Source organism: Kribbella sp. NPDC043289 (assembly GCF_056436705.1).
Window position 1 is genome coordinate 1,031,464 of record NZ_JBWKCB010000003.1, and the last position, 26,651, is coordinate 1,058,114.

The window sequence follows — 26,651 nt, forward strand, 5'->3', positions numbered from 1 at the left end:
GACCGGAGGGCGAGAGCGGTGCTGGCCGGGCTGCGGCTCCCACTAGGGTCGATACCGACGCCTAGGTGAGGAGACGTTTGTGACTGGTCGGTTGGCGAACGAGGTTGTGCTGGTGACCGGGGCCGCGCGTGGCATCGGCCGGGCCGTCGCGGTGAAGGCGGCGGCGGAAGGCGCGGCGGTCGGGCTCATCGACATCCTGGCGGACCCGTTGACCGCGACGACGGCGGAGCTGGCCGAGTCCGGCGCGAAGGTCGCCGCGGCCGTCGGCGACATCACCGACGAGGCGTCGGTACGGGACGCGGTCGGCAGACTCACCGACGAGCTCGGCGGGCCGTTCACCGTGCTGGTCAACAACGCCGGCAAGAACTCGTACGCCGACCCGACCGCGATGTCGGTATCGGAATGGGACGACGTGTTCGACGTCGACCTGAAGGGCGCGTTCCTGATGTCGCGCGAGGTGCTGCCGCCGATGATCGAGAGCCGGCACGGCGCGATCGTGAACATCGCCTCGATCCACTCGAAGCTCACCACGGCCGGCATGTTCCCGTACGCCGCCGCGAAGTCCGGACTGGTCGGGATGACCCGCTCGCTCGCCCTCGACGTCGCGCAGCACGAGGTCCGCGTGAACGCGGTCAGCCCGGGCTACATCTCGACCGACCTGCTCGAGGAGTTCTTCGACACCATCCCGGGCGAACGCGAGAAGGCGCTCGGCGTCCACCCGCTCGGCCGGATCGGGACGCCGGAGAACGTCGCCGAGGTGGTCTGCTTCCTCGCCTCCGACGCGGCCGCCTTCGTCACCGGCGCGAACTGGGCCGTCGACGGCGGCCTCGGCGTCCGCTACGCCTGACGCGTCCGGGACGCCTGACGCCCTGACGAGCTGACCGGGCTACCCAGGTTATCGGCGCTATCCGGGCATTCCGGGGTTGTAGGCGCACGCCAAGGCCAGGTCGCCGGTGTCCGGCTTGGCGGTCGTGCGGGGCTGGGTCGTGCGAGGTTGGGTCGGGGTCGTCGGCGGCGCCGTGGTGAGCTTGCGCGGCGCTGTCGTCGTACGGCCTGCGGGGTTGGTCGCCTGGGCCACGATCGCCCGCATCCCGGCGTAGTTCGGGTTGCGTCCGTTCGGGAAGTTCTTCTTCTTGTCCAGGTCGACGTTCGTGATCTTCGCGGTCTTCACCCGCTCGCCGAGGCCGACCAGCGGACCGAGCAGCTCCTTCGGGATGTCGGTCCGGATCAGCTGCTCGCCGGCCTTCGCGATCTTCTGGTAGTTGACCAGCACGTTCTGCGGGGTGGCCCGTTCGACGATCGCCTTGACCGTGCACCGCTGCCGCGCCTGCCGGGCCAGGTCCGCGGTCGGTACCTTGTAGCGGCCGCGGGCGAACCAGAGCGCGTCCGTCCCGTTCAGCTGCCGGTTCGGTCCGGGCTGCAGGTACCGGCTCGGCGGGATCTTGTCGTCGTCGCTGCCGCCGACCGGGACCGGGTAGTTGATGTTCACGGTGATCCCGCCGAGGGCCTCGACGAGCTGCGCGAACCCGGCCAGGTCGATCTGCACGTAGTAGTGGATCTTCAGTCCGAGCGCCTCGCCGACCGACACCTTCAGCACGTCGGCACCCTCGTTGTCGGACGGGCCGAGGATGCCGGGGTACAACTTCGGGATGTTGCGGTACATCGCGTCCAGGTAGAACTCCGACTGCTCCTTGCTGGGGTCGATGCTCGGATCCCAGAAGCCGGTCGGGAACTTCTTGTGCAGCGGCGAGTCGGCCGGGAACGGCATCCGCATGAAGTTCCGGGTCAGCGAGATCAGCGAGGTGTTGCCGGTCTTGGTGTCGATGCTCGCAACCATCACCGAGTCGGTGCGCGTGCCCTGCCGGCCGTCGCCGTCGTCGGCGCCGAGCAGCAGCACGTTGAGCCGCGGGATCTGCTGCCAGATGTCCTTCTTCGGGATGATCGTCGGCCGGGTCTGGCTCTTCGTGTCGTCGCCGCCGAACACCTTGTCCACCAGGCTGCGCTGCGCCACCAGGGTCTGCGCACCGGTCGCCGTACTGATGGCGAGTGCGAAACACACGACGCCGATCACCAGCGAGCCGAGCACGCGCATGCCCGGTCCGGCGGTGAGCGGTCGCAGCATCTTGTACGACGTCACGAGCACGACGACCCAGGCGAGCGCGATGACGATCAGGCCGGCGATCATCCAGAGCAGCACGGTCGAGTCCAGCGCCCAGGTGATCACGCTGTCGCGGTGCCGCAGACCGACGTACGCCGCGGTGCCGTAGAGCGCGAGGCTGATCGCGGTCACGACCGACCCGAGGCGGGTCCGGCGCGCGACGAGGTACGCCGTCCCCGGGACGAGGACGCCGAGGATCGCGAGCGCGAGCGCGGCGATCGTTGATCGTTGCCGGGACCTGACGCGGCGGGCTCGCTGGCCGCGCGCTGAACGCCGCGCTCTGGTCTGGACCATGCCCTCTACGATTCACTGACGCGGCAAAAAGTTGGCATGATCGGCGAGGTGACCGACATTCAGGTACGGCGCGCGACGCCGGACGACGCGGAGTCCTTGGTCCGGTTACGCGGACTGATGCTCGCTGCCATGGGCAATGACCTCGACGGACCCTGGCAGAAGATCGCGCTCGACTGGTTCACCGAACAGCTGGCATCGCCGGACACGTTCGCGGCGTACGTCGTCGACGATCCGAGCGCCGGCGTGGTCGCGGGCGCGGCCGGCAATGTCTGGGCGCACCCGCCGGGCCCGCGGGACCTGAGCACTGTTCGCGGTCACCTGTACAACGTCAGCACCGAACCGGACTTCCGGCGGCGTGGTCTGGCGCGCGCGTGCGTGGTGGCGCTGATGGACTGGTTCCGGGACGAGACCGCCGTCGGCCAGATCGAGCTGCATGCGACCGACGACGGCATCGACCTCTATCGCGACCTCGGATTCATCGAGTCGAAGTACCCGAGCCTCCGGTTCCGGACCACCAAGGCGTAGCGCCGCGGGTGTCGCGGAGCGCGTTGGTGGCGCAGTGCACCTCGCCACCACCGAGGTGCGACCAAGCGAAGTTCTCGACCCAGTGCACCCGTACGCCGTTGTGCGCGAGGGCCCGTTCGGTGGCCTGCCGGAAGACGTCTCGCCCGTTCAACCGCGGCCCGTGCGGATCCGGCGCGGCGAACTGATGCTCGGTGAGCGACAGTCCGTTCACGAGCCCGGGGGTCAGCGCCGTGAGTAAGCCGTACCCAGGCACCTTGTTGAAGGCCACGGGCAGTCGCACCACCTCGTCCGCACGCAGGCCGGTCGCCTTCAGCAGGATCTCGAGTTGGTCGTCGATGTGCCGCGCCGCCGCCTCGTTGTCGGCCTGCCCGGCACTCAGGACCTCGTCGACGGTCGGCTTGTGCGGCGAGTTGGTGTCCGCGAACAGGTGCTGACCGCCACCACCCCGCCGTTGCACATCGCGCAGCAGCCGGAATGCGAGTCGCGGATCCGCGACCGCGAGTGTCCAGCCGCGGGCGTTGTTCGCGCGCACCACGTGCGTCGTCTCATCCGCGTGTCCGACCATCAGCCAGGACGTGTCGATCACGACCGGCGGCTGGTAGCCCTGGCTCGTCACCATCGTGATGAACGCCGGATCGGGGTGCCGCTCACCGGACCCGTAGACGATCCGCCCGTGCGGATATCCGGCGTACGGCGGGAGCGACTCGATGTTGCCGCCCATGTTCAGCAGGTCGTCGAGACCGGGGGAGGCCTTGTCGGCGAGCTCCTGGACGATGCCGACGTCCGGTCCGCGCAGGTCGCGGTACAGCAACCGCCCGGCGGGACGTGGGGTGTCGGTGTCCGGGAGGTCCCAGACGTTGCCCGAGCGGATCAGGATGCGCATGGTGTGCGCGCTGCCGACGGCCGGCATGCTCGCGGTCGCGGGCTCGAACGTGTCCTGCAACCACATGTCCTGCCAGCCTTCCGGCGTACCCTGCACGAACTTCATCCGGGCACCGGCTGACATGGTTGCCTGCCGCAACGTTTTCGCGAACGGCTGCCACTCACCCGGTTCATGCGTCGGCGTCTTGCCCCACCATCCCTGCCCCTTGGCCGGTTTCCCGGCGAGGACCGTCTGCGCGGGCTGGAGATCGTTCTGCAGCATCAAGGGAGCGACGCGCATCCGGACGGCGTCGGTGCTGGTCTGGCCGCGATCGGTGACGGACAACGTGACGGTGATCTGGCCGTCCCACCGGGCCGGATCCCGGACGATGTCGCGCCCTTCGAGCTGCAGCCGTACGCCGCGCCGCAGGTCCTGAGCGGTCAGCGTACTGACCGGGCGGCCGTTGGCGAACCCGCGAGCCTTGTTCGCGGGGGTGATCGTGACGTTTCCGGTCGCGCTGTCCGAGAGGTTGCGCTGGGCATCGATCGCTAGTGGTGCCAGGTCTGCCGCGTCCCGTGGTCCGTTGATCCGGTCGTCGGCGGAGTCGTTGCAGGCGGCAAGTTTGTCGTCGACCGCGCGGCCGGGTGCGTTCAGATCGGCCGGGTCGACCGTGCAGCGGTGTTCGTCGTCGTCCAGGTTGGGCAGGAAGATCGCGCCACGCGAGTCGGTCCAGGTGCCCTTGCCGGCGTCGTCGGCGTGGGTGAGCAGCCCGTCTCGGTTCACGTCCGCGGTCAGTCGCGCCGCCGGGGCCGTACCCCAGGCGGTCAGCGCGGGCGTGACGGCGGTCAGTAGCGTCGCGGTGGCGAGGCCTGCGGTCCAGCGGTTCATCGAAGGCTCTCCTTTTTGGTACAGGTGTGCTTCTTCGAGTTAAACTAACACGGGCGTGTTAGAAAAAGCAGGTGGAAATCTGCTCTCCACCCGTGGGCGGAGAAGGTTTTCTGGGCACAGTGGCAAGTGATGAGTGAGCGCGCCCGCCGTGGGCGGGCTGTGGGGAGTCAACGGATGCGGCGCTGGAGTGTTGTCAGGAGGACCGGGCTCGCGATCACGGTCGCGCTCGCGATCGGGGCAGTGGTCGAGGTGCCGGCCAGCCCGTTCGCCCGGCACGGGTCCCCGGAGCGGCTGCTGCGGGCCGCGGTGGGGTCCGATGAGTCCACGCAGTCAACCGAGTCAACGCAGTCGACCCAGTCCACGCAGTCGGCTCAGTCGCCGGTGCGGTCGGAGCTGCCGACGCGGGCCACGGTCCCGGAGGCGATCTCGTACCCGGTGGCCGGGCCGCGGCGGTACGCCGTACTGCCTGGCAATCCCGCGGTGATCGGGCGTGGCGGGCGGTTGCTGCGGTTCCGGATCGCGATCGAGAGCGGGATCACCGGGGTCGATCAGGCCGCGTTCGGGCAGTTCGTGCGGACGGCGTACGGCGCGCCCGCGGGGTGGGCTTCGCGCGGGCAGTGGAGCTTCCAGCAGGTGGGTCCGGGCGAGACGGCCGACTTCACAGTGATGCTGGTGACGCCGCAGACGCGGGACTCGATCTGCGGCTCCGCGCCGGACCGGTACACGAGTTGCCGGATCGGCGACCAGGTGGTGCTGAACGTCGCGCGTTGGGTGCACGGCGTACGGGGGTACGGCGCGTCACTGGCGACGTACCGGCACTACATGATCAACCACGAGACAGGGCACCGCCTCGGCCGCGGCCACGAGCTGTGCCCGGGCCCCGGCCAGCCGGCGCCGGTCATGCAGCAGCAGACCCTCGGCCTCCACGGATGCACCGCGTACGCCTGGCCCTACCTGAACGGCGCCCGCTACCGGGGCCGCCTGGGTCAGTACGACGACGCGATCCCTCAGGACTGAATGATCGAGAGCACGTTGCCCGCCGGATCCTTGAACCAGGCGATCAGCGGGCCCTGCCCGCGGTTGATCCCAGACTCGTCCTGCTCGTCGTTGTACCGCTCGAACGTGACACCGCGCCCGGCCAGCTCCCGCGCCGTCGCCTCGATGTCGGTGACCGGAAAGTTGAGCACCGTGTACTCGGCCGGCACGTGGTCCGCCTTCGGGTACACCAGCACCGGCGTCCCACCCGCGACCCGCAGATGCAACATGCCGTGCTCTTCCCCGACGTCGATCCCGAGCGTCGTCCCGTAGAACTCCTTGGCCCGCGGGATGTCGTCGACCGAGAACCCACTGAACGCCTTGCTGTCCTTCAACATCTGATGCCTCCTCTAGTACGTGACACCAGCAACGTCGACACAACAACGCGATTCTCGACACCCCCACCCGAGGGGATATCCGCGATCAGGTGTGGAGAACCTGCGGGAGGGAGTCGTTGACGGCCGCCGCGACCGAGGCGGACTCGAGCCCGTCGGCGACGGTGTGCAGGAGCCGGACCAGGTGGGCGGCGTCGGTGGGGCCGAGGATGCCGGTGATGACGTCGAGGACCCGGACAGTCAGGCCGTCGAGCTGGGACAGCCGTGCCTGGCCCATCCCCGTGACGGCCAGTGCCGGGTCGGTCCGGACCATGCCGAGCGTTTCCAGGTCGGCGATCGCCAGCTCCGCCTCACCGGTCGTGATGCCGACCTGTTTCGCGACCTCGCCGGCGGTGACGCGACCGTTCGCGATAGCGCTCAGGACGAGCGCGGCCGGCATCTTGATCCCGACCGCCTCCTGCAAGCCGAGGACCAACGGGTGCGCGTGACCGCGAACCCGCTCCACCGCGTCCAGCAAGCGCAACGCATCGCCGACATCGCCGATCAGGTGCTCGGTCTGCACGGCCGCGATACCTGTCGGTCCGCGGCGAACCGGTGACGGCACGACGCCGCCGATGACCCGCTCCGGCATCACGAGGGCGGTCGCCGCCACCTGCTCGCCCTCGGGTCCCGCGGTCGTCGGCCTGATTCCAGCGTCTTCGATGGTCACTTCTCCAGCGTACGGAGCCGTTCCGACAGGTTCGGCGTGTCTTTCCTGAGGAAACCCTGTGAATCTCATGACGTTCCTGCCGTAGCCTCCGCCTCATGCAGCTGACTGGGAAACGGGTTCTGGTGATCGGTGGCGGGGGCGGCGGGATCGGGCGGGCGACGACCGAGGCCTTCGGCAACGAAGGAGCGGCGGTGCTGGTCGCGGATCTCGATCCGGCGCGTGCCGAGGAGGCCGCTGCCGCGGTGCGGGAGCGCGGCGGTACGGCGTACCCGACGTCCGGAGACGTTCGTTCGGCGAGCGACATCGAGGCGATGGTCGCGGCCGCGGTGGAAAAACTCGGCGGGCTCGACGTGCTGGTCACGGTCGTCGGCGGGCAGGTTGCGTTCGTGCCCGCGGTGAAGCTGCACGAGATGGCCGACGCGGACTGGGACACGATCTACGAGGTCAACCTGCGGTACGTCGCCCGCGCGGTCCGGGCCGCGCTACGGGTCTTCCTGGACCAGGGCACCGGCGGCGCGATCGTCAGCGTCGGGTCGGTCACCGGGTTCATGGCGGCACCCGAGCAGGCGGCGTACGGCGTGATGAAAGCGGGCATCCTCAGTCTGGCCCGGACGGTCGCGGCCGAGTACGCGCGGGACGGGATCCGGATGAACGTCGCCGCGGCCGGCGCGATCGCGACTGCCGTGGCGAACGCGACCGTCGACGCCGAGGTCGTCGAGGAGATCCCGGTCGGCCGGTTCGGCCGGTCCGCCGAGGTTGCCGACGCGGTCGTGTACCTGGCGTCGGACGCCGCGTCGTACATCACCGGGCAGCAGATCGTGCTGGACGGCGGCGTCTCCGTTCGAGGCCCGTTTCAGTAATCGAACACACGGGCGAAGAATTCGGTTCCGGAAAGTCCGGAAAAGCCCAGAAATTCTGGGAACAGGGCGTGACCTCCGCTCTCCGATCTCCGTTGGATCTGACGTGACGGTGAACACAACACGGCGCACCGGCACCGCGCTCGCCCGCGTTTTCCAGGCCGTTCACCCTCGAAGTACAGCCAGGAGGACCAGTGACAACCGCCACCGCCACCCAGACCATTTCGCGTCGACGCGTGCGTGTCTGGTTCGGTGAGCACGTCATCGCCGACTACAACGCCGAGCCGGCGTTGGCCGAGCGGTACGCAGACGCCATGAGCCGTCGGTTCGCCGGTCTTCGGGTCACCAACGACCCGATGCCCGCCGTCGACAAGCTCCCCGAACCCCTGCCCGGCGAGCGCATGTGGGACGTAGCACCCCGCTGAGAAAGTCTCCGGTACCTTTCGCGTTCCGCACCCACCAGACAACCCACGCGGAACGTCGCCTGATCGAGTCGCCTCACCTCGATCAATCAAAGGGCCGGGTTTGGGCGGCAAGCGAGTGCGGGCGTTCTGCCCCTCGCTTGCCGCCATTTTCTCCCCTGCCGAAATGCGCCTGACTGCAGTACGCAATTCCGTGGTGAATGTTCGCACCGGATCCCCCAGGTCCGGTGCGAACTTTTTTCACTTTTTCGCGTAGTACTCCGGTTTCATCTGAATGAGCTGGACGTAGTTCCCGTCCGGGTCGAGCAGCGTCGCGAACCAGCCGATGCCGCGGTCCTCCGGGTGCACCAGCCACTCGACGTCCAGCGCGCGCAGGTGCGCGGCCGCCGCCTCGATGTCGTCGACCGCGAAGTTCACGATGTGCCGCCCCGGCTCGGCGCTCTTCGCCGCGACGTCGTCGCGCTGCTCGATCACCAGACCGAACCCACCCAGATCGAGGTTCCCGTAGCCGTCGACGTCGGCCTGCAAGCCGTCGCGGTACCACGTCTTGAGCCGCTCGGCGTCGGTGCTGCCGAGCAACATGCTGTTCAGTACGGGCTTCGCCACCATCTCTCCTTCCACTGACACTGACATCCGGTACGTCGGAGCTCGCGCGCGGATCTCGACACGACCTGGTTGACTGGGCCGACGACCGCACCAGGGAGGTTCGATGAAAATCACCGCCGAACTGCTGGCCACCGGCAAGAACACCGCCGGGTTCGAGATCCCCGAGTCCGTCGTCGAGTCGCTCGGTGGCGGCGGCCGGCCGAAGGTCAGCGTCAAGGTCAACGGACTCACGTTCCGTACGTCGATCGCGCGGATGGGCGGCCGGTATCTGCTGGGAGTCAGCGCGGACCGCCGTACCGAGGCCGGGGTCGCGCCCGGTGACGTGCTCGAGATCGACGTCGAGCTCGACACGGCACCGCGGGAGCTCGAGGTCCCCGAACCGCTGGCGACGGCGCTCGCCGCGGATGCCAAGGCGCAGGCGTTCTGGGAGACGCTCAGTTACAGCAACCGGCAGTGGCACGTCCTGCAGGTGACGTCGGCGAAGACCGAGGCCACGCGCGACCGGCGCATCGAGAAGTCGGTGGGCATGCTGCGCGAGGGTCGCGCTCGCTGACGGGTCGCTGTCAGCAGTACGAGCGGCAGCCGCGATCCACGCCGTACTGGCGCCTGGTCTTCGCGACCAATGCGACCGGTGACAGCTGTCCGCCATGGTGCCAGCTGTTCAGGTACGCCTGCGGCGGCACGGCGCCGCGGCGAATCCACCACCTGCTGGGCCCGGTGGGCCAGCTGATCCCGAAGTGCAGGTGGGGCGGGGTTCCTCGTGCGCTCCCGGTCTTCCCGGTATGTCCCAACGTTTGCCCGGCCTTGACCTCAACGCCCGGCTTGATGCCTGGCTGGATGGCTGACAGGTGCGAGCCGTAGTACCGGACGCCGTCCACTCCGACGATCGAGACCGACAGGCCGCCACGGTCGGCGCCTCGGTTGGTCTTCGGATTCCAGGCGTCGACCCGGGTGACCTCGTCGACCCGCCCGGCAACCGGCGCGACGAACAGGCAGCCCACGTTCGCGAAGATGTCCGACGCCGGGTAGTCGTGGTGACTCTGCGAGGCATCCGCCCGACAGCCACCTACCGGGAACGCATACCGGACGGCGGCCTGCCTCTCCGGTCTGGCGGGTGTTGTCGTGTGGGGGCGTCGCATGGTGGTCGGCTTGGGTGACGGCGTGGGGGACGGGGCCGCGGTGGGTTTCGGGCTGTCGAACACTCCCGCCGCCGACAGCGCGAACAGCCCACCACCAGCCACGACCACCATCGCTACGAGGAATCCGGCCCAAGCCTGTCGCGTCACGGGTACCAGAATGCGTTGACCGCCGCGCTCGAGTACACCGTTTCGCACGGAATGCCGTTCTTGTCGGCGTCCATCCGGGCCGGCATGCCGTAGTACCACCAGTACCGGACGGCTTCCGCGTACGACGCTCCGCGCGCGACGAGGTCACGGCAGTACATCCCGGCCTGCCAGTTCACGACGCCGTTGACCTCACGCCCGTTCCAGTAGGCCGCGACGGAGCTGCGCGAGTAGACGGTCTCGCACGGAATTCCGTTGCGGTCGGCATCCATTTGCTTCGGCTGCCCGTGCAGGTACCAGTAGTCGACGGCCGCGGCGTACCCGAGTCCCTGGGCCTTCAGGTCCCGGCAGAACATCCCGGCCGGCAGCTCCCGCACGTCTCCGGAGGTCGGCGTGGACGTTCCCTTCGCCGACGGCGTCACCGTCACGGTGCGCGTCGGCACGGGGGCGGCAGGCGCGGGCTTTGCTCGCGCAGCCGGTGCCGACGCCGGCGTATCGGCTGCGTGGGAGGCCGGCGGGTCCTTGGTCACCAGCACCACGAGCCAGGCCAGCAAGACCAGAATGACGCCGACCGCCATTCCCCCCAGAACCGCCAGGACCGCGTTACCCCGCTCGGTCCGCCGATCACACTGCGTGCGTGGATACGGTTCCCCCATGATGATTCCCCCCGCTAGCCATTGAAACTCTGCGGCTATCGGCTGTCCATGGCTCGATCACCTGCCCCACAAACCCTCGGAGCCGTGGTCGTTCAATCGCGGGCCCAGGCGGCGGAGTCCGTGAGTACGTCGGGTAGTTGGCCTACGACACCGAGGCGTTGGGTGCACCGGGTGAGAGCGACGTACAGGTCGCGCAGGCCGCGCGGGGACTCGATCACGATGCCGTCGGGATCGACGACGAGGACCGAGTCGAACTCGAGGCCCTTGGCTTCGCGGGCCGTGAGGACGGTGACGCCGGACAGTCCGTCGACCGCCTCCTGGATCAGCTCCAGCCGGCTGCGCGACGTGATCACCCCGACCTCGCCGTACGCCGTCTCCTCGGTCGCCATCTTGTAGACGTACAACGCCTGCTCGGCCGCCGGGACGTCGAGGTGCCAGGGCCGCACGCCCGTCGAACGGACCGACTGCGGCGCCCGCGCCGACGGGTCGACCGCCCGCAGTACGTCGTTCGCGACCTCCATCACCTCGGCCGGGGTGCGGTAGTTCAGCGTGAGCTCAGCGAGGCGCCAGCGATCGCCGAACGTCTCACCGAGCGCGCTCGCCCAGGTCGTCCCGCCGCCGACCGAGCTCGTCTGCGCCACATCACCGACCACGGTCATCGACCGCAGCGGGCACCGGCGCGCGATCGCCCGCCACGCCATCGGTGACAGCTCCTGCGCCTCGTCGACGATCACATGCCCGTACGTCCAGCGCCGATCGGCCGCCGCCCGATCGGCCAGCGTCCGGTCGTCGTCCGCCTCGTACCGCTCGGCGAACGCCTCGGCGTCCAGGATGTCCTTCGCGGTCAGGATCTCTGCCTCGTCCTCCTCGTCGAAGTCCGTCGACCCCGAACCGGACAGCACGTCCAGAGCCCCTTGTGCATAAGCGACCGCCCGCGCCCGCGCGGCCCGCTCCCGCGCCGCCTCGGTCCCGTCGTCACCGAGCAGCTCCGCCGCCTCGTCCAGCAGCGGTACGTCGGCCGGGCTCCAGTCGGCGCCGTACCTCAGGAGGTGTTCGCGATCCAGCGCGGACAGCTGCGGCGCCGCGGACGCGAGCCGGTCCTCGTCGCCGTACAGATCCTCGAGGAGTTTCGGCGGACTGAGCAGGGGCCAGAGCTGTTCGAGCAGCGCCTGTACGGCGGGCTCCGCGAGCACTTCCTTGCGCAGCTCGGCCAGGTCGTACTCGTCGAGCAGCTGCTCACCGTCGAGCGGGTCGGTGCCGATCAAGTCGGCGTACTGGCTGGTCAGGTGGTCGGTGATCTCGTTGAGGACGTACGGACGCGCTTGGTTGTGGGTGAGGTTGCGGTTTCGGACCCGGGCGTGGGTCGCCGCGCACACCTCCGGGTCGAGGGTGAGCTCCGTCCGGTCGACCATCACCCGCACCGGTCGCTCCGGGATCCACTGCCGGTCGGCGACGGCCTTCGCGATCACGTCGGCCATCACCGTCCGGCCCTTCACCTCGGCGCTCTCCGAGGACTCCGGGCGGGTCGCGTTCAGGCCGGGGTAGAGCTCGGCGATGGTGACGAGCCGGACGCCGTCCTCACCGAGCGAGGGCAGCACCTGGCCGATGAAGCGCAGGAACGCCGCATTCGGCCCGACGACGAGAATTCCGCGCTTTTCCAGCTGCTCGCGGTGCGTGTAGAGCAGAAAGGCCGCCCGGTGCAGCGCAATCGCGGTCTTGCCGGTGCCCGGACCGCCCTGGACGACGAGGATCCCCGGAAGTTCGGAACGGATGATCCGGTCCTGGTCGGCCTGGATCGTCTGGACGATCGACTCCATCCGGCCGGTCCGGCGGGCCTCCAGCGCCTTCATCAGCACGGCTTCGCCGATCACGCCGGTGCCGGGTTTGGACGGGTCGGCCGCCTCGCGGGCGAGGTCGAGCTGCTCGTCCTGGACGTCGAGGACGCGCCGCAGCCGGGTCTGCACGTGCCGGCGCCGGACGATGCCGTGGTTGGCCACCGCGGTGGCGATGTAGAACGGCCGCGCCGCGGGGGCGCGCCAGTCGACGAGCAGCGGTTCGTAGTCGTCGTCGTGCAGGCCGAGCCGGCCGATGTGCAGGACGTCGCCGTCGGCGGTGTCCAGGCGGCCGAAGTACAGCCCCTCCTCGGCGGCGTTCAGGCGCGCCAGCCGGAGTTTGAGGTCACGGATGCGGCCGTCCCGCTGGTGCAGGGCCTGGGCGTTTCGAGTTAGCAGCTGCTGCTCGTCGTCGGTGCGTGCCTCGGCGCGCTCGCGCTCGGCGTCCAGCGCGGCGTAGAACGTAGTCAGGTGTGCCTGTTCGGCATCGACCGGATTCGGCAATTCATTACCCCTTGTGTTAAAATGCGTCCCGGTTGGTTTTCAGGCCGCATTTCACTCTTTGCAGAAATGACACTGCGCGCGGCAGCCACAAATCCTTGAGTTTATCTCCTGGCCGGGTTTTCCTGTAGTGGTGTTTCACTCGATCGTCCCGCCGTACCTGCTCGAGCAGCTGGAGCGATCCGCGGGTGACCCCAGCGTCCGAGCCCGGATCCGGCAGTCGTTGCAGCACGACGCCGTACTGCGTGGCAGGCCCGCGGCGGATCGACAACGGGTGGCCGCGGCCGACGGCCGGCAACGGAAGGTGTACGACGCCGAGAACGGGACCGACCTGCCCGGCACCCTGGTGCGCTCCGAGGGCGACGACGCGGTCCAGGACAAGGCGGTCAACCAGGCGTACGACGGCACCGGCGCGACCTGGACGCTCTACAAGGAGTGCTACGGGCGGGACTCGATCGACGACGCCGGGCAGGTGCTCACCTCGACGGTGCACTACGACCGGGGCTACGCGAACGCGTTCTGGGACGGCTCGCAGATGGTGTTCGGCGACGGGGACGGCGCGATCTTCGGGAACTTCACGTCCTCGATCGATGTCACCGGCCACGAACTCACCCACGGCGTCACGCAGCACACGGCGAACCTCGCGTACGACGGTCAGTCCGGCGCGCTCAACGAGAGCATCTCGGACGTCTTCGGGTCGCTCGCGAAGCAGTACGCGCTGGGTCAGAGCGCGGCGGACGCCGACTGGCTGATCGGGGCCGGACTGTTCCTCCCCGGGGTGCAAGGGGTCGCACTCCGGTCCATGAAGGCACCCGGGACGGCGTACAACGATCCGCGGCTGGGCAAGGACCCGCAGCCCGCCACCATGGCCGGGTACGTCGAGACGCAGGACGACAACGGCGGCGTCCACATCAACTCGGGCATCCCGAACCACGCGTTCTACCTGGTCGCGACGGAGCTCGGCGGGAACGCGTACGACGACGCCGGCAAGATCTGGTACGGCACGCTGACCTCCGGCCACCTGCCGAAGTCCGCCTCCTTCCGCGACTTCGCCGACGCCACCCGAACCACCGCCCGCGAGCTCTACGGTGACGGCTCCCCCCAACTCACCGCCGTCACCAAGGCCTGGCAAACCGTCGGAGTAGTCGACGACCAAACCCCCTTGATGAACGCCGCCCACACCGACCTCCAGCCCTCCACCCCACCCTCCCTCCCACCCGAGCAGCAGCCGGCTGGTGAATGAGACGGTTTGACCTCAAGTTCTGTTGAGGTATTAGCGTGTTTTGTTGTGACTGTTCATCCGCTGCGGCTCGTGGTGTTGACGCGCAATCTCGAGGTGGGGCGGTTCGGGACGGCGGTGACGCGGTGGTTCGCGCGGGAAGTCGAGCGGGCGGACGAGTTCAAGCTCGACCTGATCGATCTGAGTGTGCTGCCGCTCACCGAGTTGCCGGGGCGGATCGACGAGGCGGATGCGGTGCTGATCGTCACCGCGGAGTACAACCACGCCTACCCGGGTGACGTGAAGACCGCGATCGACGCCGTACGACGGCCTTGGTACGCGAAGCCGGTCGGGTTCGTGGTGTACGGCGGCCGCTCCGGCGGGCTCCGAGCGGCCGAGCAGTTGCGGCTGGTCTTCGGCGAGCTGCACGCGGTGCCGATCCGCGACAGCCTCGGGTTCCGCGAGGAGGACTTCACCGCGGACGGCGAGCCGACCGATCCGGGCACGTCCGCGGCCGCCGCGGCGCTCCTCCACCAACTCGCCTGGTGGGCGCGAAGCCTCCGCGATGCCCGCGCGGCGACCCCGTACCCGGCTTGAGCGGATCCCCAGCACTACACAATCGCGGTTCAGCCGACCCCTCCACGCTCAGCCGGCGCTCGCGCGGCCGATTGATGAGTGCTGGAGATCCGGAATACGCCGACCCGGACGGCGGTTGACGATTGAACGTGACCGCTGACCCGATGCCCCTGTCCGTGCTTGACCTCTCGCCGGTGCCGTCGGGGACGCGGCCGTCGGCGGCGTTGCACGAGACGCTCGAGCTGGCCCGCACCGCGGAAGCGGCCGGGTACCACCGGTTCTGGCTGGCGGAGCATCACAACATCCCGAGCGTGGCGAGTTCGAGCCCCGAGGTGATGATCGCGGCGGTCGCCGCCGCGACCTCGTCGATCCGGGTCGGCTCCGGCGGCATCATGCTGCCGAACCATTCGCCGCTGAAGGTCGCCGAGACCTTCCGGGTCCTGGGTGGTCTCTACCCGGACCGCATCGACCTCGGTCTCGGCCGCGCGCCCGGCACCGACCAGCGCACCGCGCTCGCTTTGCGCCGTAGCCGGGAGGCCCTCGGCGCCGACGACTTCACCGAGCAGTACGCCGAGCTCCGCGCGTACGTCGACGGTTTCCCGGCGGGCCACCCGTTCGAGCCGATCACCGCGCAACCGACCGACGTACCGCTCCCGCCGATCTGGATCCTCGGTTCCAGCACGTACGGCGGGCAGGCGGCCGCCGCGCTCGGGACCGGCTTCGCGTACGCCGGCCACTTCGGGACCCTCGACCCGGCCGGCGTGATCTCGGCGTACAAGACGAACTTCCAGCGCTTCGAGCACGAGGGTCAGCCGCACGCGATCCTCGCGCTGGCCGCGATCGTCGCCGAGACCGAGGAGCGTGCGCAGGCGCTGGCCCGCGCGAACGCCCTCTCGACGCTGCGCCTGCGCTCCGGCCGCCCCGGCCCGCTGCCGTCTCCCGAGGAGGCGGCCGACTACCCGTGGAGCGACGCGGAGGAAGCCGCCGTCGAGGAGTGGACCGGCCTGGTCACCGTGGGTACGCCGGACCAGGTGGCCGGCGAGCTGCTGCGAAAGGCCAACACCGCCGGCGCCGACGAGCTCATCATCACCACGAACATCCACGACCCGGCCGAACGCCGCCAGTCGTTCCAGCTCCTCGCCGAAGCCTGGGGCCTCAAGCCGAGGTAGGCATCAAGCCGAGGTAGCACTTGAGCCCGAGGCGGAACTCCGCCCGAGGCAGAACTCATCCGCCGCGGACGTGCTCGAAGATCAGGCTCGTCTCGGCGTGGCTGACCGCGGGATCCGCGGTCAGATGATCCAGCACGAACTCTCGCAGCGCGTCGGGAGTCGCGGCTGACACATGCAGCAGGTAGTCGTTGGCTCCGCTGACATGGAAGAGCGACAGGACCCCAGGCAGCCGCGGCACCTTCGTGCGGAAGCGGTCGATCTCGTCGCGGGAGTGCGCGCCGATCCGGATCGCGATCAGCGCCTGCAGCGGCCGGCCGAGCGCGGCCAGGTCCACGTCGGCGTGGAAGCCGCGGATCACTCCGCGCTCGCGCAGGGAACGCACCCGGGTCAGGCAGGTCGACGGCGCGAGGCCGACTGCCTCGGCGAGCGCGTTGTTCGGCATCCGGCCGTCGGCCGTGAGCAGCTCGACCAGTTTCAGGTCGACGTCGTCGAGCCCGTCGGGAAGCGGCCGCGGGGCCGGTCCCGGGCTCCGACGATCCTTCGGCATACCACCACTGTAGGGCGGGTTCACAGAATCCACAGCGTGTGGACGACCCTGTGGACGAATTTTCTTCGGAACTCTTGCGCTGATCTCGCAGAAGATTCCACAGTCACCTCAGTTATCCACAGGGAGGCGCCTGATGACCCAGCTCGATACCCGCTCGGTACACGCCGGTCGCCGCGACCTGGCCGCCCTCGGCGTCCACGTCCCGCCGATCGACCTGTCCACCACCTATCCGCTCCCGGGCGTGCACACCGGCGGAGCGTCGTACGACGCGCTCGCGGAGGGCCGCGGGCCGGACGGCGGGAGCCTCGTCTACCAGCGCCTGTGGAACCCGACCGTCGCGCGGTTCGAGGACGCGCTCGCCGAACTCGAGCACACCGACGGCGCGGTCGCGTTCGGCTCCGGGATGGCCGCGCTCACCGCGTGCCTGCTCGCCACGGTCGCCGCCGGTCGCCCCCACGTGGTCGCCGTCCGCCCGCTGTACGGCGGTTCCGACCACTTGTTATCCACAGGCCTCCTGGGGACAACCGTCACTTACGCACAGCCCGCCGAGGTCGCGGCGTCGATCCGTCCGGACACGGGCCTGGTGCTCGTCGAGACGCCGGCGAACCCGACAGTCGAGCTGGTGGACATCGCAGCCGTCGCCACCGCGGCCGGCGACGTACCCGTGCTGGTGGACAACACCTTCGCGACGCCGGTGCTGCAGCAGCCGGCCCGGCACGGGGCGAGCCTGGTCCTGCACTCGGCCACCAAGTACCTCGGCGGTCATGGCGACGTGATGGGTGGCGTCGTCGCGGCCGGCGTGGAGTGGGTCGGCCGGCTCCGGCAGATCCGCGCTGTGACAGGTGGCCTGCTGCACCCGATGGCGGCGTACGAACTGCACAGGGGATTGCAGACGTTGCCGGTGCGAGTCCGGGCGCAGCAGGCAACCGCCATCAAGGTCGCCGACTGGCTGGCGGCGCAGCCGCGTGTCGAGCGGGTCTACTACCCGGGCCTCGCCGATCCAGCGGGCCTGATCGGACGTCAGCAGTCGGGGCCGGGCGCGGTGCTCGCGTTCACGGTCAGCGGCGGTTTCGAGGCGGCGTCCCGGGTGGCCGACGGGCTGAAGCTCATCACCCACGCCGTATCCCTGGGCGGCGTGGACACCCTGATCCAGCACCCCGCCGGGCTCACCCACCGCCTCGTCGCCTCCGAGGCCAAGCCCTCCGACGCGCTGCTGCGGTTGAGCCTCGGTCTGGAGGATCCCGAAGACCTCACCGCCGACCTGCAGACGGCCCTCGAGCGCTGACTTCGCCGTGAGCAGATCCGCGCCTGGAATCTGCTCAGGGCAGATCTTCGTACGGCGGACCCGTGCGGGATGGCACACTCGGTACAGGACATCCGGAGGCGAGGAGGGCCAGGACGTGTTGCTACGCCAGGTGATCGGGAACGTCTTCCGCCGGTTGCGGCGCGAGCGGGGCATCACCCTGCGCGAGCTCGCCGAGCAGGCTCAGGTGTCGGTGCCGTACTTGTCCGAGATCGAGCGCGGCCGCAAGGAGCCGTCCTCGGAGATCCTCGCCGCGATCTGCCGCGCGCTCGAGCTTGAGCTCACCGACCTGCTGGCCGAGGTGCAGTTCGACCTCACCACCGCGGTCCGCTCGACGCTGCCGGTCCGGCTGCAGACCAGCGCGATCCGGGTCGAGGAGCGGTCCACCCACCGCATCCCGTCCGGCCCCCGCGCGTACTCCGCCTCCGCGCAGGCGTTCACGCTCGTCGCCTAGAAAAACCAGTCACGTTCGGCCTGGTAGGTGTCTAGCCTGACCGGGTGCCGAACTACGTGAAGCGCCGGCCGCCCGCGGTGCCGGGGTCGATTCCGGATGTCCTGAAGATGTTCGAGTCGGAGGTCCGGTTCTACACCGAGATCGCCCCGGTCGTCGGCGTCCGGGTGCCGGAGTGCTTCCAGGCCGAGCAGAACGCCGACGGCACTCTCCTGGTGCTGGAAGACCTGTCCGCCTGGACCCCGGGTGCATCCCCGCAGGCCGGAGCCCGAGCGCTCCACGAACTTCACGACCGCTGGGCCGGCCAACTGGATCAATGGCCCTGGCTCCGACCGATCGGCGCCGGAGACGACTTGGTCGCCGCCCTGTACGACGAGCTGTGGCCGGCGATCGCGGCGCGGTCGGACCTGTCGCCGACCGTGCTGGAGTTCGGTGAGCGCCTCGTCGGCAAGGTGCAGGACGCCGAGCGCGACATCGCGGCCGCCGGCCCGATGACGCTCGTGCACGGTGACGCGTCCGCGCAGAACCTGCGGACCGGGCCGAACGGGGAGGTCGCGTTCCTCGACTGGGAGGACGTCTCGGCGGCTCCCGGCGTACTGGATCTCGCCTGGTTCCTGGTGTCGTCCGTCGAGCCCACGGCGTGGCCCGAAGCGCTGGATTCGTATGGCGCCGTCGACGGTCTGCGCAGCGTGCTGCCGTCCGTGATGGTGCAGGGGTATCTGTCGTTGTCCGATCTGCCCGACGGTGAGGGTACGGCGTGGAATGCTCGTCTCGAGACCGCGGTGGGGATGCTGTGAAGTACGTCGTACGTTTCCCGGTGGATGATCGGGAGTTGTCCTTGTTGCATGCTGCCGCGTTCGAGGGCGAGCCCGAAGTGCACGCGTGGGCGGAGCGGTTGGAGCGGTGGGCGCTGACCTGGGTCGGTGCCTTCAGCAACGATCAGCTGGTCGGGTTCGTGCAGGTGTGCTGGGACGGCGGTGCGCATGCGTTCGTGCTGGACACCGCCGTCCATCCGGAGCACGGTCGGCAGGGCATCGGCAAGCAGCTCGTGCTGACCGCTGCCGAGGAGGCTCGGAAGGCCGGGTGCGAGTGGCTGCACGTGGACTTCGAGCCGCACCTGACCGCGTTCTACCTCGACGCCTGCGGCTTCCGCCCGACCGACGCAGGGCTGCTCAAGCTGCGGTGACGGTCAGGCCTTCGGTGGAGATGCAGGACGTCAGGCAGCGTTCCTTCGCGTCCCCGAGCAGGTCCGCGGTCCAGGTCGTGAAGCCGCCGTCGCCCAGGCCGGCGCCGCCGCGGTCGATGCCGAGTCCCAGGCCCGCGTAGTAGTTCGCGCTCTTGGTCCGCTCCGCGTCCTCCGTGAACGCGACCCCGAGCGCCGGACGGACGGTGTCCTCGATCCGGTCGCGTAGCCCGTTCTCCCGGAAGGCGGTGAAGGTCAGCTCGGCCTTCTCCCCGAGTACGGCGTGCCAGAAGTTCAGGTGGTCGATCAGCAGCTCCGCCTCGGTCCGGAACGATCCGGAGTCCCGAGCGCTCGACACCAGCACGAACAACTCGAAGTGCGCCGTCATCCCGGGCCCGTCGAACGTTTGCGCCCGGACGACGCGCTGACAGGCCGCCAGGTGCACACGGTCCTGCCCAGCACGACGCCGTACGGCGGCCTCGATCGCCAGCTCGTTGGTCGGGTCGCTGGCGACCTCGGTGCCGCGCACCGTGCTGACCACCTGGTTCTGGTTGATCGTCGCGACCGTCGAGCAGGTGCCGAGCGGGGTGATCGGGGAGAGCTGCACGCCGTCGAACTTCTCCGGCAGCAGCTCCCACAGCCGGTGCTGGGTCTTCACCAGTTCCCGCGGATCGATGCCCGACGGCCGCACGAACCGATCCTGCTGCCAGCGCTGCAGGAGCCGCGCCGGCGTCACCTTGGCGGCGCGCCCGCGCGTCACGTCCAGCAGGACGGACTGCAGTTCGGACTGGCTCAGCCCGTCGACGAGTGCGTCCCGGCTGCCGTCCGGGAGCTTCGCCCAGAACCGTTCGCTGACTTGTCCCATCGCCCTACTCTGACCGAAATTCCGGCTGATCCGCGCCTCATTTATGCCGTATCGTCGAGGACATGAGACTTCCGAGCCCGCACCTTTGACGCTCTGACCGAGGGCTGTCGGTCCGGCTGATCGCCTTCGAGGCGCTGCAGGACTTCATCCCGCTCTACCCGCTGTACCAGCTGCTCTTCACCGACCACGGGCTGTCGGCTGCCCAGATCTCGACGCTGTTCGTCATCTGGTCGGCGACCGGTTTCGTGCTCGAGGTGCCGTCCGGTGCCTGGGCGGACACGTATTCGCGCCGCAAGCTGCTGACGTTCGGCGCCCTGCTCAGCGGCCTGGGGTACGCCGCCTGGATCACGCTCCCGACGTTCGCCGGATTCGCCCTCGGGTTCGTCCTCTGGGGTACGTCGTCCGCGCTGATCTCTGGCACCTACGAAGCGTTCGCGTACGACGAGCTCGCCGCGCGGAACCGCACCGGCCACTTCGCGACCCTGCTCGGTCGCGCGAGGTCCGCGTCGTTCGTGGCGAACCTGACCGCGACGGCGCTCGCGACCCCGCTCTTCGCCCTCGGCGGTTACACGCTGGCGGGTGTGGTGAGCGTGCTGAGCTGCCTGACGCAGGCGCTGGTCGCGTGGTCGCTGCCCGAACCGCGCCCGGTCGAGGCCGCTCGGGAGTCCGAGGAGCCTGGCGCGCGCGCCGCGTTCGGGAACTATCTCCACATGCTCCGCGCCGGTGTGTCGGAGGTGCTGACAAGTGGCGTCGTACGACGTGCCGTCTTCCTCGTCGCGATCCTCGGTGGCTTCCTCGCCTTCGACGAGTACTTCCCGTTGCTCGCCCGCGAGACCGGTGCCGCGACCGGCGTGATCCCGTTGCTGATCGCGGGCGCCGTGGCGGCCCAGGCGATCGGCGGTGCGCTCGCCGGACCGGCGTACAAGTTGCCAGCAGCAACCTTCGGGGTCGGGCTGGCGGCGACCGCGGTGCTGATCGCAACCGGCGCGCTGAGCGGCTCGGCCTGGGGCTTCCTGCCGATCGCGATCGGGTACGGCGTGATGCAGCTGGTGATCGTGGTGTCGGAGTCGCGACTGCAGGACGCCATCACCGGTCCGGCCCGAGCGACCGTGACGTCGGTGTCCGGGCTGTTCTCCGAGGTGTCCGCGATCGCGGTGTACGCCGGGTTCGCGGTCGGGTCGGTGTGGTTCACAATGGCGATCCTCGTCGCGGCCCTGACGATCCCGGTGCTGCTGACCGCGTTCGTCGTACCGTTCGCGCTGCCGGCGCCGCGTGATTCGGCGGCGGCCGAAGTGTCCGAGACCTAGCCTCACATCATGAACAGCGAACGCGTTCCATCAGCATGAGGAAACCGGGTATGGCGGCCGCGGGTGCGGCGGCGGTGACTGTGGTGTTGTGGGCGTCGGCGTTCGTCGCGATCCGCCACGTCGGGCAGGACATCTCGGCCGGGGCGTTGTCGCTCGGCAGGTTGCTGGTCGGCAGCGTGCTGCTCGGGGTCTTCGTATTCACCCGGCCGCGGCGCTGGCCGGCGAAGCGGGACTGGAAGCTCCTGCTGCTCTGCGGCCTGCTCTGGTTCGGTGTCTACAACCTCGCGCTGAACGAGGCGGAGCGGCACCTCGACGCCGGGACGACGGCGATGCTGGTCAACATCGGCCCGCTGCTGATCGCGCTGCTCGCGGGCGTGCTGCTGCACGAGGGCTTCCCGCGTCAGTTGGTGCTCGGGAGTGTCGTCGCGTTCGGTGGCGTCGTACTCATCGGACTATCGTCGTCGAACGGCAGCGCCGAGACGTGGGGCGTGGCGCTCTGCCTGATCGCCGCGGCGGCGTACGCGATCGGCGTGGTCTCCCAGAAGCCGTTGCTCGCCCGGCTGCCCGCGCTCGAGGTGACGTGGCTGTCGTGTGTGATCGGAGCGGTCGCGTGTCTGCCGTTCGGTCCGACGCTGGTACGCGAGGCGGGGCAAGCGCGGGCGTCGACGATCTGGTGGGTGGTGTTCCTCGGCGCGTTCCCGACCGCGATCGCGTTCACAACCTGGGCGTACGCGTTGGCCCGGACGACCGCCGGCAGGATGGGCGCCACGACGTACCTCGTCCCGCCGATCACGATCCTGCTCGGCTGGCTGCTGCTCGGCGAGAGCCCGGCACCCCTCGCGTACGGCGGCGGCGCGCTGTGTCTCGTCGGCGTGGCGATCTCGCGTTATCGCGCGAGGCCGGCGACGAAGGTGCCGAGCCCGGACTCGAAACCGCTGTCGAAGTCGTAGGCGAGACCTTCCGCGCCGAGTTCGTTGACGATGCGGCTCAGGATCGGCGCCTTGCCCTCCGGCAGCGCGCGCACCCGGGTCAGCAGGTCGGGCGCGAGTTCGAAGGTCTCCGCGCGGACGGACGCCTCGCCGAGGCTGAAGCCGTGGATGAAGTCGATCAGGGTGTTCGCGGCCTCGAAGATCTGCCGCGGAGTGAGCCCGGCGCGATCGAGGGCCCGGTAGAACGGTTCCATCGTCACCACGACCACGTCCGACACGGTGGACGCGTCCGACAGCACCTGGAGCGCCAGATTCGGGTGCTGGCGGAGGCCGTCGCGATAGGCGCGCGCGGCCTGTTTGAGCTGCTCGTCCCACGGCACGGTGTCGCCCGGGTCGGGGAGCTCCAGGCCGGCGAACACCAACTCCGCGAGACCTGCCAGCACGGCCGCCTTGTTCGGCAGGTGGTGGTACAGCGACATCGGGTTGACCTGCAGTGTCGCCGCGAGCCGGCGCATCGTGAGCGCGTCGATGCCCTCGTCGTCGACGATCCGCAGCGCCGTCGCCAGGATCGCCTGCCGGCTCAGTCGTTCCTCCCCGGCGCGGGGCCGTCCGGCCCGCTTGCCGACATTAACCATACGCCGTATGGTACATAATCGTACAACGTATGAATCAGGAGGATGGATGAAACCGTTGGCGGGGAAGGTGGCGCTGGTCGCGGGAGCGACCCGGGCGGCCGGCCGGGGAATCGCGGTCGAGCTCGGCGCGGCCGGTGCGACCGTGTACGTGACCGGGCGGAGCACGCGGGCCCGGCGGTCCGAGATGGGCCGGCCCGAGACGATCGAGGACACGGCCGAGCTGGTCGACAAGGCGGGCGGACACGGCATCGCCGTACCGGTGGATCATCTGGATCCCGAGCAGGTGCGGGATCTGGTCGCGCGGATCGAGCGTGAGCAGGGCGCGCTGCACATCCTGGTGAACGACATCTGGGGGCAGCACGGCGAGCCCGAGTGGGAGAAGACCGTGTGGGAGAGCGATCTCGACGCCGGTCTGCGGTTGCTGCAGTTGGGCGTGAACACGCACATCATCACCGCGCACCACGCGCTGCCGTTGCTGCTGAAGTCGCCGGGTGGTCTGGTGATCGAGATGACCGACGGGACGCGTGAGTACAACGCCGAGACGTACCGCGTCTCGTTCTTCTACGACGTCGCGAAGGGTGCGGTCGGGCGGGTCGCGTTCGCGCTGGCGCACGAGCTGGAGAAGCGCGACGCGACCGCTGTCCTGCTGACGCCGGGGTGGTTGCGGTCCGAGGCGATGCTCGGGGGATTCGGGGTCCGCGAGGAGAACTGGCGGGACGCGACCGAGCAGGTCCCGCACTTCGCGATCTCCGAGAGCCCGTCGTACGTCGGCCGCGCGGTGGCGGCGCTCGCGGCGGATCCCGACGTACGGCGGTGGCACGGCAAGTCGACGTCGAGTGGGGAGCTCGCGCAGATCTACGGTTTCACCGACGTCGACGGCAGCCGGCCGGACGCGTGGCGGTACATCGCCGAGGTCGAAGGCCCAGGCAAACCCGCCGACACCACTGGCTATCGCTAAAGCCTGTACGGCGGGCAGACCGCGTCGCCGGCGCCCGGGGTCGAAGCGGCCCCGGTGGCGTCGGCTGCCAGTGCGCCGTGGGGATGCGCCGCCGCGATCGGGACTCCCGACGCGGCGGCCATCGCCAGTACCTCGCGTCGCGAAGTCACCGCGATCGCCGGGTCCCGCTCGTATACGTAGGTCAGCTCTGGCCACCGGGCCTGTGCCGGATGCACCAGCACATCGCCACCCAGGACCGCCCGCTCGGTCACCACGGACTGATGCCCAGGCGTGTGCCCCGGCGTGGGCACCAACCGCATTCCGCGCAGCGCCACATCACCCTCGACCACACGCAACTGCCCGGCCTCTTCGATCGGCCGGATCCGCTGCGAGTAGGTCGTACCGCCGCGCACATGCTCCAGCTCAGCCCGCTGTACGACGTACTCCGCCCGCGGAAACGCCGGTCGGGAACCGTCGGACGCCCACCCCACATGGTCCAGATGGACATGCGTCAACACGACCGCGTCCACCTCGGACGCGGCCACACCCACCTGGCTCAGCAACTGCGGCAACCGCCCGGCAACGCCCAGCCACTCGGCGGCCTCGCCGCCAGCCGGCCCGACGCCCGCATCCACCAGCACCACGCCGGATTCCGACGTGACCAGATAACTGTGGAAATGCAGCAGCCACCCGTCACCACGCACGTTCCCCGGCATCACCCGTGCGGTCCACGCCGACTGCTCAGAACCCCAACCAGGCAAGGCATCCCCGACCGCCTCCGGAAACACCGCCACGGCATCACACAACACCGTCACGTCCACAGGCTCACCCCCGCATCACACTCCACGGCCAGCATCCGTCCCACTCCGGCGGAAACCCCATCTCCGAAAGACTCCGCCCACACGCCGGCACCTCACCCGCAACCAACACCCGGAGCTCCGAGGCCCACGGACCCCGACCAACACGCTGCATCAAGAACGCCAGGACACACAGCGTCGAGTAGATCCGGTCGTGCGAGACCATCGGATCGCTCAGGTGCTGCAACTCCGGAATGCTCGCCAACTGTCGCGCCGCGATCTTGTTGACCATGTGTCGGTTCCAGAGCCGGGAGTGGTGTGCGCAGATGTTGCGGACGTAGTTCAGGACTCGGAGCCAGTTGCTCAACGTGTGTCCGTTGCCCTGTCCGTGGTGGTCAACGATGTCGAGTTCCTGCGCGATGACGCTGCGATCGGCGGATTTGAGACCGGCGTACAGGTGCGCGGTGGAACCGAAGTCCAGGATCTCGGTCACGACCCACACCGGCAGCCGGCCGTCGTACTTGGTCTGGAAGTGCACGACGAAGTCCTCGGAGGACCGGCGCTGGGCGTCACGGACCTTGGCGATCCAGCCGTCGTACTTGCTCCGTCGTGTGCCGTCCAGGCGGGTGAACTGTCCGTCGAGGTTCGCCCGGTCGAGGTGTGCGTAGGCACCGCGCTTCCCCAGCGTGAACCCGATCATCACCCGCAACGCGATCTCGACGCGCTCGATCGCGTCGAGGACATGAAGCTTGAGCCGTCGGTCGGCATCGTAGAGCCGAACGACGGTGGTGAAGTCGGTGCCGGCGACGAACTGATCGTCGCGTTGTCTCGGAGCGACTTGGCGCCGGTAGGGATACCAGTAGCCGCTCAGGCGGTAGTAGCCGACCGCACCCAGGAGTTCGGCTGCGGCGGCGGGATCGTCGATGACCATGCCTCTGCTTTGCAGCAGTTCGACTTGGGCATCGAAGGACAGGTGTGGTTTGGCGTAGGAAAGCACGCGAAAGCCCCCAGAAAAGACGACCAGCCCGTGCCCGAGCGGGCAGAGGGGCTGGTCTTGCTACTCACAGTGTATCCGGAAGCGCGGGTCGCGACCAACGGGGAATCAGGCCTGTTGATATCAGGGGAGGAGCATCCAGGTGGCGAGGGTGGTCATCAGGGTGGCGATGGTGGCGTCGAGGATCTGCCAGGCTCGGGGGCGGGCGAAGAGGCGGGCGAGTTTGCCGGAGCAGAAGCCGAGTGCGGAGAACCAGGTGAAGCTGGCGGTGACGGCGCCCAGGCCGTAGAGCCAGCGGCCGTCGGTGCCGCGTTGGTTGGCGAGGGAGCCGAGCAGGACGACCGTGTCCAGGTAGACGTGCGGGTTGAGATAGGTGAAGGCCAGGCAGGTCAGGACGACACTGCGCAGAGCGATGGGTGTGTGGTCGGTGGGAGTGATCCGGCGGCCGGGGCCGAGCGCTCGCTTGGCGGCGAGGAACGCGTACGTGTAGAGGAACGCGGCACCGCCGAGCTTGGCGATGTCCAGGGCGAGTTGGCTGCGGGTGATCAGTGCGCCGAGGCCGAGGATGCCGCTGGAGATCAGCAGGGCGTCGGACAGCGCGCAGGTGAGGACGACCGAGAGGACGTGTTCGCGGCGCAGCCCCTGGCGGAGGACGAACGCGTTCTGGGCGCCGATCGCGACGATCAGGGACATCGACGTGGCGAATCCGGCGAGTAGGGGCATGTCTTCGACGGTAGGGAGTTGACCACCGTCAAACCAGCTAAAGATTCTGAAGC

Annotated in this window: 30 protein-coding genes; 16 read left to right on the forward strand and 14 right to left on the reverse strand. The window is 69.2% G+C overall.

What is annotated here, in order from left to right:
- Positions 1–79: 79 nt before the first annotated feature.
- Positions 80–847, forward strand: coding sequence for an SDR family NAD(P)-dependent oxidoreductase (locus AC0662_RS23355; protein WP_452196205.1), 768 nt, complete (start codon positions 80–82; stop codon positions 845–847).
- A gap of 57 nt (positions 848–904) precedes the next feature.
- Here the strand turns inward: AC0662_RS23355 and AC0662_RS23360 are convergent, their stop codons facing one another.
- Positions 905–2,452 carry an LCP family protein gene (locus AC0662_RS23360; RefSeq protein ID WP_478303170.1) on the reverse strand — a complete coding sequence of 516 codons (1,548 nt, stop codon included), beginning with the start codon at positions 2,450–2,452 and terminating at the stop codon, positions 905–907.
- 48 nt (positions 2,453–2,500) lie between these two features.
- Between AC0662_RS23360 and AC0662_RS23365 the strand changes: the two genes are divergently transcribed.
- Positions 2,501–2,977 carry a GNAT family N-acetyltransferase gene (locus AC0662_RS23365; protein ID WP_452196203.1) on the forward strand — a complete coding sequence of 159 codons (477 nt, stop codon included), beginning with the start codon at positions 2,501–2,503 and terminating at the stop codon, positions 2,975–2,977.
- Here AC0662_RS23365 and AC0662_RS23370 read toward each other — a convergent pair.
- Positions 2,928–4,727: a protein-arginine deiminase family protein gene (locus AC0662_RS23370; protein WP_478303172.1), complete on the reverse strand. Its 1,800-nt coding sequence runs from the start codon at positions 4,725–4,727 to the stop codon at positions 2,928–2,930. The two genes, AC0662_RS23365 and AC0662_RS23370, sit on opposite strands and share 50 nt — an antisense overlap.
- A 174-nt stretch (positions 4,728–4,901) precedes the next feature.
- On the opposite strand from AC0662_RS23370, the gene AC0662_RS23375 reads away from it, so the two are divergent.
- Positions 4,902–5,744 (forward strand): DUF3152 domain-containing protein, encoded by an 843-nt coding sequence (locus tag AC0662_RS23375; RefSeq protein ID WP_478303174.1) that lies wholly within the window; start codon positions 4,902–4,904, stop codon positions 5,742–5,744.
- Here AC0662_RS23375 and AC0662_RS23380 read toward each other — a convergent pair.
- Together AC0662_RS23380 and AC0662_RS23385 are read right to left on the reverse strand one after the other, a co-directional pair.
- A complete protein-coding gene (locus AC0662_RS23380; RefSeq protein WP_452196200.1) occupies positions 5,735–6,100 on the reverse strand; it encodes a VOC family protein in 366 nt (121 codons plus the stop codon). The two genes, AC0662_RS23375 and AC0662_RS23380, sit on opposite strands and share 10 nt — an antisense overlap.
- Positions 6,101–6,185: 85 nt before the next feature.
- Positions 6,186–6,806, reverse strand: a complete 621-nt coding sequence (locus tag AC0662_RS23385; RefSeq protein ID WP_452196199.1) for a MarR family transcriptional regulator — start codon at positions 6,804–6,806, stop codon at positions 6,186–6,188.
- A gap of 95 nt (positions 6,807–6,901) precedes the next feature.
- Here AC0662_RS23385 and AC0662_RS23390 point away from each other — a divergent pair, with 95 nt between their 5' ends.
- A complete protein-coding gene (locus AC0662_RS23390) occupies positions 6,902–7,666 on the forward strand; it encodes an SDR family NAD(P)-dependent oxidoreductase (protein WP_478303176.1) in 765 nt (254 codons plus the stop codon).
- Positions 7,667–7,899: 233 nt separating this feature from the next.
- Complete coding sequence (locus AC0662_RS23395) at positions 7,900–8,088, forward strand: hypothetical protein (RefSeq protein ID WP_452196197.1); 189 nt, start codon at positions 7,900–7,902, stop codon at positions 8,086–8,088.
- A gap of 237 nt (positions 8,089–8,325) precedes the next feature.
- On the opposite strand, the gene AC0662_RS23400 is transcribed toward AC0662_RS23395, so the two are convergent.
- Entirely contained in the window at positions 8,326–8,694 is a 369-nt protein-coding gene (locus AC0662_RS23400) for a VOC family protein (protein WP_478303178.1), read from the reverse strand.
- A gap of 100 nt (positions 8,695–8,794) precedes the next feature.
- Here AC0662_RS23400 and AC0662_RS23405 point away from each other — a divergent pair, with 100 nt between their 5' ends.
- Positions 8,795–9,244, forward strand: a complete 450-nt coding sequence (locus AC0662_RS23405) for a YdeI/OmpD-associated family protein (protein ID WP_452196195.1) — start codon at positions 8,795–8,797, stop codon at positions 9,242–9,244.
- 10 nt (positions 9,245–9,254) lie between these two features.
- Here AC0662_RS23405 and AC0662_RS23410 read toward each other — a convergent pair whose 3' ends face one another.
- The 3 genes from AC0662_RS23410 to AC0662_RS23420 all read right to left on the reverse strand — a co-directional run bounded on the left by AC0662_RS23410 (position 9,255) and on the right by AC0662_RS23420 (position 12,966).
- Complete coding sequence (locus tag AC0662_RS23410; protein WP_452196194.1) at positions 9,255–9,977, reverse strand: M23 family metallopeptidase; 723 nt, start codon at positions 9,975–9,977, stop codon at positions 9,255–9,257.
- Entirely contained in the window at positions 9,974–10,630 is a 657-nt protein-coding gene (locus AC0662_RS23415; protein WP_478303181.1) for an excalibur calcium-binding domain-containing protein, read from the reverse strand. Before AC0662_RS23415 ends, AC0662_RS23410 begins: the two co-directional genes overlap by 4 nt.
- A 92-nt stretch (positions 10,631–10,722) precedes the next feature.
- Positions 10,723–12,966, reverse strand: coding sequence for a HelD family protein (locus tag AC0662_RS23420; protein WP_452196192.1), 2,244 nt, complete (start codon positions 12,964–12,966; stop codon positions 10,723–10,725).
- A 130-nt stretch (positions 12,967–13,096) separates the two neighbouring features.
- Here AC0662_RS23420 and AC0662_RS23425 point away from each other — a divergent pair, with 130 nt between their 5' ends.
- The 3 genes from AC0662_RS23425 (at position 13,097) to AC0662_RS23435 (ending at position 15,927) form a co-directional block, all read left to right on the forward strand.
- Complete coding sequence (locus tag AC0662_RS23425) at positions 13,097–14,206, forward strand: M4 family metallopeptidase (protein ID WP_478303183.1); 1,110 nt, start codon at positions 13,097–13,099, stop codon at positions 14,204–14,206.
- Between the two features lie 45 nt (positions 14,207–14,251).
- Positions 14,252–14,779 carry an NADPH-dependent FMN reductase gene (locus tag AC0662_RS23430; RefSeq protein WP_452196190.1) on the forward strand — a complete coding sequence of 176 codons (528 nt, stop codon included), beginning with the start codon at positions 14,252–14,254 and terminating at the stop codon, positions 14,777–14,779.
- A gap of 128 nt (positions 14,780–14,907) precedes the next feature.
- Positions 14,908–15,927, forward strand: coding sequence for an LLM class flavin-dependent oxidoreductase (locus tag AC0662_RS23435; RefSeq protein ID WP_452196189.1), 1,020 nt, complete (start codon positions 14,908–14,910; stop codon positions 15,925–15,927).
- 55 nt (positions 15,928–15,982) lie between these two features.
- Here the strand turns inward: AC0662_RS23435 and AC0662_RS23440 are convergent, their stop codons facing one another.
- A complete protein-coding gene (locus tag AC0662_RS23440; protein ID WP_452196188.1) occupies positions 15,983–16,474 on the reverse strand; it encodes an Lrp/AsnC family transcriptional regulator in 492 nt (163 codons plus the stop codon).
- 133 nt (positions 16,475–16,607) lie between these two features.
- Between AC0662_RS23440 and AC0662_RS23445 the strand changes: the two genes are divergently transcribed.
- The 4 genes from AC0662_RS23445 (at position 16,608) to AC0662_RS23460 (ending at position 19,414) form a co-directional block, all read left to right on the forward strand.
- On the forward strand, positions 16,608–17,759 hold the full coding sequence (locus tag AC0662_RS23445; protein ID WP_452196187.1) for a trans-sulfuration enzyme family protein: 1,152 nt from the start codon (positions 16,608–16,610) through the stop codon (positions 17,757–17,759).
- A 115-nt stretch (positions 17,760–17,874) separates the two neighbouring features.
- A complete protein-coding gene (locus tag AC0662_RS23450; RefSeq protein WP_452196186.1) occupies positions 17,875–18,231 on the forward strand; it encodes a helix-turn-helix domain-containing protein in 357 nt (118 codons plus the stop codon).
- A gap of 44 nt (positions 18,232–18,275) precedes the next feature.
- Positions 18,276–19,025 carry a phosphotransferase family protein gene (locus AC0662_RS23455; RefSeq protein WP_478303186.1) on the forward strand — a complete coding sequence of 250 codons (750 nt, stop codon included), beginning with the start codon at positions 18,276–18,278 and terminating at the stop codon, positions 19,023–19,025.
- A gap of 20 nt (positions 19,026–19,045) precedes the next feature.
- A complete protein-coding gene (locus tag AC0662_RS23460; RefSeq protein ID WP_478303188.1) occupies positions 19,046–19,414 on the forward strand; it encodes a GNAT family N-acetyltransferase in 369 nt (122 codons plus the stop codon).
- Here the strand turns inward: AC0662_RS23460 and AC0662_RS23465 are convergent.
- Positions 19,401–20,276 (reverse strand): hypothetical protein, encoded by an 876-nt coding sequence (locus AC0662_RS23465; RefSeq protein WP_478303190.1) that lies wholly within the window; start codon positions 20,274–20,276, stop codon positions 19,401–19,403. The two genes, AC0662_RS23460 and AC0662_RS23465, sit on opposite strands and share 14 nt — an antisense overlap.
- A gap of 161 nt (positions 20,277–20,437) precedes the next feature.
- On the opposite strand from AC0662_RS23465, the gene AC0662_RS23470 reads away from it, so the two are divergent.
- Positions 20,438–21,583, forward strand: a complete 1,146-nt coding sequence (locus AC0662_RS23470) for an MFS transporter (protein ID WP_478303431.1) — start codon at positions 20,438–20,440, stop codon at positions 21,581–21,583.
- A 50-nt stretch (positions 21,584–21,633) separates the two neighbouring features.
- Entirely contained in the window at positions 21,634–22,533 is a 900-nt protein-coding gene (locus AC0662_RS23475; protein WP_478303192.1) for a DMT family transporter, read from the forward strand.
- Here AC0662_RS23475 and AC0662_RS23480 read toward each other — a convergent pair.
- Positions 22,470–23,147, reverse strand: a complete 678-nt coding sequence (locus tag AC0662_RS23480) for a TetR/AcrR family transcriptional regulator (RefSeq protein WP_478303194.1) — start codon at positions 23,145–23,147, stop codon at positions 22,470–22,472. The genes AC0662_RS23475 and AC0662_RS23480 overlap by 64 nt on opposite strands.
- Positions 23,148–23,193: 46 nt before the next feature.
- Between AC0662_RS23480 and AC0662_RS23485 the strand changes: the two genes are divergently transcribed.
- Positions 23,194–24,105 carry an SDR family oxidoreductase gene (locus AC0662_RS23485; RefSeq protein ID WP_478303196.1) on the forward strand — a complete coding sequence of 304 codons (912 nt, stop codon included), beginning with the start codon at positions 23,194–23,196 and terminating at the stop codon, positions 24,103–24,105.
- Here AC0662_RS23485 and AC0662_RS23490 read toward each other — a convergent pair.
- From AC0662_RS23490 to AC0662_RS23500, 3 genes are all read right to left on the reverse strand, one after another.
- On the reverse strand, positions 24,102–24,905 hold the full coding sequence (locus AC0662_RS23490; protein ID WP_452196179.1) for an MBL fold metallo-hydrolase: 804 nt from the start codon (positions 24,903–24,905) through the stop codon (positions 24,102–24,104). The genes AC0662_RS23485 and AC0662_RS23490 overlap by 4 nt on opposite strands.
- Before the next feature lie 4 nt (positions 24,906–24,909).
- Positions 24,910–25,812 carry an Abi family protein gene (locus tag AC0662_RS23495; protein ID WP_478303198.1) on the reverse strand — a complete coding sequence of 301 codons (903 nt, stop codon included), beginning with the start codon at positions 25,810–25,812 and terminating at the stop codon, positions 24,910–24,912.
- A gap of 186 nt (positions 25,813–25,998) precedes the next feature.
- A complete protein-coding gene (locus AC0662_RS23500; RefSeq protein WP_478303200.1) occupies positions 25,999–26,598 on the reverse strand; it encodes a LysE/ArgO family amino acid transporter in 600 nt (199 codons plus the stop codon).
- Positions 26,599–26,651: the final 53 nt, after the last annotated feature.